Source organism: Paenibacillus phytorum (assembly GCF_013141715.1).
GTDB classification, from domain to species: Bacteria; Bacillota; Bacilli; order Paenibacillales; family NBRC-103111; genus Paenibacillus_E; species Paenibacillus_E phytorum.
Map to the genome: position 1 here is coordinate 1 of NZ_WHOA01000033.1, position 6,243 is coordinate 6,243.

Consider the following 6,243-nt stretch of genomic DNA (forward strand, 5'->3'; position numbering starts at 1 on the left):
AATGTAGACTCTGGTGTTGCTGGCGCTGGCAATACAGTTACACTGATACTCGTTGTCAATGCTACGTTGTTCGGATTTACCACACCTGCAGGCAGAGTTACAGTTCCACTTACGGTGAATGTCTGCTGCGTCCGTACAGACGGATCATAGCTTGAAGCGTCAACATTCCACGTAACTTCAGCGTTCTTGCTTCCCGTATCGGTAACGAGCTCTGTCGTTGCAGGTAATCCAAGGGCTGCTACTGTCTTCGCCGTACCGCTCGCCACCCCTGTGATGGCTGCCGGTGCTGTAATGCTTTGCAACGTCAGTTCTTGCCCCGCATTCATCAATTGCGTTACTTGATCCTGAGACAACATACCGTTAAATACGCGAACATCGTCCAGCAGTCCATTGTAAGCTTCTCCGCCGGATTCATTGGCTCCCAACACGATTTTATTCGTTACAATCGGAAGCGATCCGAGATTCGTTGCGTTGCTTGCTACTAAGTTACCATCGACATAGACCTTTAGCCCGAGTGCATGATCATAGGAGGCCACATAATGATGCCATTTATTATCACCATAGGTCCATGGAAACGACAGCGATTGATTACTAGATGAACCATTGGGCCAATAGGCCACGCGAGCTTGACCCCCGCCTGTCAACTGTAGGGCCGTGAAACGCTTATCTTGACGGAAAAGGTTCACGTAGCCAGTTGAAGTCTGAGAAGTCTTGAACCACAACGACACGGACTCGTCACCCGTTTGATTCAAAGTTGCCGAAGGGTTGATCTCAGCCCTTGAGCCGCCGCTGAAAGCAAGCGCTCCGCTGATCTTGCCCGAATCGGTCCAAGTTGGGTTGTTAACCAGAGTTCCGGTATTGCCTTTGCCTGAAGAATCGCCGACGGTTGTACCAGAGCCTTCATCGAACTTCCATAGGGCTACTAGTTCGGCAGGCTTAGCAGATACGCTAATGCTTGTTGTCAAAGGTACGCTGTTCGGGTTAAGGACTCCAGTAGGCAGGGTTACGGTTCCTGGTACCGTGAAGGTTTGCACCGTCTGGATCGTTGGATCGTAGTTAATACTGCTTAAATCCCAAATTACACTGGAATCCACATTTCCTGAATCGGTTACAAGCGATACTTTATCGGGCAATCCAAGAGCTGCCGCTGTCTTCGCCGTTCCGCTGGCCACTGTTTTTTGTGCAGGCGCTGTGATGCTCGTGAGATTCTTGGGCGGCAGCTGCATCGATGATTCCACAGTTACACCGATCTCCGCGGCGCTTGCCCACCCATTGACGCCCACTGTTGCTTCGAGCTTGACATAGGATGCATTTGTTGAAGCAAACGTTGCGATTTTCTGAGTACTGTCGTTTGCCCAATTTCCATTTGCAACCTTAGTAAAGGATACTCCGTCCGTACTTGCATATACGTTGTAACTTGTAATAATTCCGTTGTCGCCTGATTGCCTTGGCAAATACAAAATAGAATTGATTTTAAAAGTTCCTCCCAAGTTTAAGGTAATGGACTGAGGGAGAACATCGGCTTTACTCCACTTTGTATGCCAAATCGTTGATGGGTTTCCGTCAATCGCATTGGAGGCAATATCTTTACCCGCTTCCTCGCTTGTCGCCGTTGCCGTCATTTGTGATGAAGGGATCTTATTAACAGTTACGCTAACGCTTGTTGTCAATGGCACGTTGTTCGGGTTTCTGACTCCACTAGGCAGGGTTACGGTTCCTGGTACAGTGAAGGTTTGCACCGTCTTGATCGTTGGATCGTAGTTAATGCCGCTTAAATCCCATATCACACTAGCATCCATATTTCCTATATTGGTTACAAGCGATACTTTACCGGGCAATCCAAGAGCTGCTGCTGTCTTTGCCGTTCCGATTTCCACTCCTGTGATGTCTGCCGGCGTGATGCTCATGAGATACTCCGGGCTTTGTGCCGTCTCGTCATACACAAGCGCAGGCTTGGAGTAATCTTTTGCCCATTCTGTAGCTGTACTGCTCATTACGAAGTCCATCGTACCGCCAGAAGTCATTTGGTCGTAAGTAATGACTGGAATATTGTGAGCAGAGCCATTGAGTTTGGCAGAGCTAATATAAAAGTTATTGCCGTCATTATTAGGCGCTGTTATTACAAATTTAGTGCCAGTTTTCGGATTGTTAATGGTAACTTTGTCAAAGATTGGACTGCCGATCATATATTCGCCAGATGCAGGATTCACCGGATAGAAGCCCATTGCCGAGAATACATACCACGAAGACATTTGACCGCAGTCGTCATTGCCCAGCATTCCTGAAGTGTCATTGAAATAGCTGTCGACCAATGTTTTTCTTGCGTATTTCTGCGTAAGGTCCGGACGGCCGCTGAAATCGAACATGTAAGCGTAATGGTGAGTCGGTTCATTTTGGTGCTCAATCCATTCGGCATCACCAACACCGTATGCTTTCAACAACTCCGTATTATAAAAATTTGCACCTTTATACTTGGTCATTAAATCCAGAAGACCCTGTGGGTCATGCGGCGCGAACCACGTATTCTTTTTACTGTTAGCCTCGGCGTACCCTTCCCCTGCAGTGGTCCAGTTGCCATTTGCATCTCGTCCCATCGCAAAGCCTGTACTTGGATTTATTATGTTCTTATAGTTCTGACTACGGTTCAGGAAGAATTTGTAATCTTCCATTTTCCCTGCAGCCTTTGCAACCTGAGCAACAGCCCAATCGTCATATGCGCCTTCAATCGTATTGGATACATTTTCAGCCACATAGCCATTCGGTATATATCCCAATACCTTGTATGCGCTTAATCCCTCACGTCCTGCATAAGGAATATTCTCTTGTCTATTTTCCCACTTGTAGATAGTGCCATCGCCCGTTTGAGGCACCATAGCATCCTTATAAACAGCCTGATATGCCAAATCAAGATTAAAACCCCGGAATCCCTTGTTAACGGCTTCCGCAACAAGCGAATCCGCATGCGTACCTATCATGATGTTGGTATAGTTCGGATTCGGCCATTTAGGCATGTATCCACCTTCCTTGTAGTTCTGGAGCAAGGATTGAACCATATCATCAATTCTTTCAGGTGCAACAAGCGTCAAGAAGCTGTTTTGGGCTCTGAACGTATCCCAGATCGAGAAGTCTGTGTATGACTTGCCATCGTGTATTTGATCATCAAAAGGGCTGTAGTATTTGTTGGTTCCACCCACATTTTCGTAGAACATTCTTGGATACATCAGCGAATGGAACATTGACGTGTAGAAAATGTACTTTTCGTCTTGAGTCGCTCCTTCAATTTGAATCGTATTGAGCTTCTTGTTCCAAGTATTTTTCAATTCTTCTTTCACAGTATCGAAAGACTTCGTTCCAATTTCCTGTTCAATGTTCTTCCTTGCCTGATCAACACTGATGAAGGAGGTCCCTATTCTGACCTCAATTACTTCGTTTGCTGTTGTATTGAACGTTACATATCCGCCGGATTTTTGCCCTTCAACGGTACTCCCGTCCGCTGTTGGGACATAATTATTATAGGTTCCCTTAACACTAAATGGTTTGGAGAACTGAACAACGAAGTAGCCTTTCAAGTTCTTTGGCGGTTTATTGTTCAAGTGAGCGCTCATATTATCGTTATTCCAGCCATAGATCTCTTTGTTGTTCGCATCTATGGTTACACTGCCGTTTGCCCTGTTACGAGCAGACTCGACCAGAATACTGGACTTGTCGTTCGCCGGAAACGTATATCTATAGATGGCGCTGCGCTCAGTGGCTGTCATTTCTGCTGTGATGGGCTTGCCCACATTGGAACCCATTTTTGCTTGATAATAGTAAGGCGTTGATACTTCTTCTTTGTTTTCCTGCTTTGAGCTGTCATTATTCTTATAGTCAAAGGTCAGCGCGCGACCGCTTTCACTCGGATTAATATCCCCGATTTGCGGCATTACGTTTACATATCCGTAATCCCCCATCCAGATTGCGGGCTGATGTGTAGCGAAAAATCCTTTAAACTGTTTATCGGAGTATAAATAAGATTCGCCCCCGATTCCATTTTGCCTTGTTTGCGGCGTGAAATTTGTCATGCCGAACGGCGAGGTGACAAATGGTGACAAGCCTGCATATTCACTGTCACCCTTAAAGTTATTAGTACCGATCAACGGATTTGCATATTGCACCAAATCCTGCAATTCGGCAGGTTCTGTTGTCGACTGGACCGGTTCTTCCGCCTGAACGGATATTGGCATTGACGATATCATAAGCATAACCATGAGCATGAAACTAAGATACCTTTTCATCGATAAACCTCCTTAAAAAATGAAATCTCTTAAATATGATGCTTGCTAACGCCGAAAGGTCATGACTCGTTTTATTCCCCATTGCCCCCCCTGATAAAGTAATGAAAACGCTTTACATTTATCATATTAAGGGATCAAGACAATGGATATAACGAGGTGAATCTATCATTTATTCCGATTTTCATACCTATCGAAAACGATTTAAGTATGCCTTCTACGATATTCAACCGGAGACATGCCCGTATTTTTCTGAAACCACTCGCTGAAATAACGAGAGTTAGTATAACCAAGCACATCTCCAATCTGATAAATTTTCATGTTGCTTTCCACAATCAAGCTGCAAGCTTTATTTATACGAATCCGTGTTAAGTAATCGCTGAAGGACTGGCCAGTCTCCTGACGGAATAATCTGCTCAGATAGTTGGGCGTGATAAATAGTTCATTAGCAATATCAGCCAAATGGATCTCTTCGGCAAAATGCGCGTGAATATAATTCAGCGCCTTTTTAATTAGATAGGAACCCGGCTCTTCAGATGGCTCTGTACTACTTGATTGTTTAAATTGATGGACTCCGTCCGAAGTACAGAGAGCCTTAGCTTTTAATATCGCATTCTCAATATCTACCAATTCCGAGGGCTTGAGCAGATAATCGACTGCTCCTAAGCGCAGGGCTTCCTGCGCGAATTTGAAATCACTGTAACCGCTTAAAAATATTGCCTTAATACGGGACAAATCGTCCGCCGCATTCTCGCTTGCGCTGTCGCGAAGCCTGGCAAGCATTTCAAGTCCTGTCATATTGGGCATGCGGATATCGGAAAGAATAATATCCACCGGGTCTTCTTTCAGATAGGCAAACGCATCGGCTCCATCATGAAAAACTTTAACGAGAACGATCCCGAGCTTTTTTCATTCGATATGTTCGCTTAACCCCTCCCGAATCCAGGCTTCGTCGTCTATAATTACCGCCCTGCATTCCGCACTAGTCATTATGCTTACCTCACATTCATCTTGTAGTCAGCTGCAAGAAGCTCCGCGGTTCGACGAAAACGTTCATACTTTATTTTCTCTAAAAAATAAAAAAAAGACCTCTGAAAGTCATAATTAGTAGCTTTCTCGTTCGCCTCTTTAGCGGGCATTCCAAATATACCAAAAGTACAATAAACCATCCACCTGAAAAGAATCTGTCACCACAGAAGGCGTATTGTTAAAACAGTCGCTATACAGTACTTATCGTCCAGGTACTGTATAGCGACTATGAGATTCTTTCTACCTTCAATAAAAGTTGTTTTATTGCAAGATCGCTTTGGCTACAATGGCAAGGTCTACAATGTCAACTTTGCCATCATGGTTGACATCCGCTTTCTCATTCCAGCCCGCTTGACCTAGTTGTTTGCCGAAAGCAACTGCAACGGAAGCCAAGTCACCAATTGAGACACCGCCTCCATTGATATCTGCGGTTATTTTCTTGCTTTCGAACACCTGAACTGCCGCTTCCAATGCGACTTTCGCGCTATCCACCTGCTGTTGGGTAGCAGTGGAATTATTTACTGCCGCCTTGGCTGCATCGATAGCCGACTGCAATTGCGCTTTGGAGCCCATCGCATACAGTCCATCTCCATTGCCTTCCACTGCTGCAGCGTACTTCGCCTGAGCGCTTGTGATCGCCATGTTCAAGAGCGACTTATCTACAGGTATAGTAGGTACAGTAATTTGTATCTCACGGGAAGCTCCGCTGACCTGCAGCTCATTCCCCTGTGCATTGGCAATCACAACATGATCAACAGAAATTGTCGTGCTGGTTGCCTGGGTTACAGATTTGGCCTTAAATTGGATTACGAGCAAATCGCCTTGTGCAAGCACATTCGCGCCCGCGCTGGCAACCACAATTCGGAGTTGTCCCGGTTCCGTCTCCTTTTGATCGATGACTTGGAACCCGTCTTTCAGGGATGTCACCGAATCGAATTGCACA

The 6,243-nt window shown here is 45.6% G+C and carries 3 protein-coding genes; all 3 read right to left on the bottom strand.

Annotation, left to right across the window (positions count from 1 at the left end):
* Positions 1-4,274: GH92 family glycosyl hydrolase (locus GC098_RS39515; protein WP_216625168.1), on the bottom strand; the 4,274-nt coding region annotated here is incomplete at its 3' end.
* A gap of 201 nt (positions 4,275-4,475) precedes the next feature.
* Positions 4,476-5,168 (bottom strand): response regulator transcription factor, encoded by a 693-nt coding sequence (locus tag GC098_RS41110; RefSeq protein ID WP_312879994.1) that lies wholly within the window; start codon positions 5,166-5,168, stop codon positions 4,476-4,478.
* 393 nt (positions 5,169-5,561) lie between these two features.
* On the bottom strand, positions 5,562-6,243 hold a 682-nt coding region (locus GC098_RS05775; RefSeq protein WP_246358446.1), incomplete at its 5' end, for a cohesin domain-containing protein.